The following is a 248-nucleotide window of genomic DNA, read 5'->3' as shown; positions in this document are numbered from 1 at the left end:
GGGGTGGCCAGAGAGATTTTTTCCGATAAAAAGTAGGGGGTGAAGGTGGACATTAAAACTTTTTTGAAGAGTAAGAAAGAAGAGCATTTGCTTGATGGTTTGGCTGCTGTAGATGATGTAAGCCTTAATGCCATAAGGGTAGGGCATAAAAATGCTCCTGATGATTTCTTAGAGTTTTTGCAGGAGTTCGGAAGTGGGGAAATTGAAACAGCCGGATTTATGCTTTATAACGGCCTCCTAGAAGCAAG

General features: G+C 41.9%; 1 protein-coding gene. It reads left to right on the top strand.

Annotation, left to right across the window (positions count from 1 at the left end; translation table 11 throughout):
• Window positions 1–45: 45 nt before the first annotated feature.
• Window positions 46–248 (top strand): hypothetical protein (locus AC0L20_RS41565; RefSeq protein ID WP_473295921.1); only part of this gene is annotated, 203 nt, incomplete at its 3' end.

The organism is Bradyrhizobium sp. Kon58, from assembly GCF_055807455.1.
The sequence above is the reverse complement of the archived record's forward strand: the minus strand, read 5'-3'. Positions and strand labels throughout refer to the sequence as shown.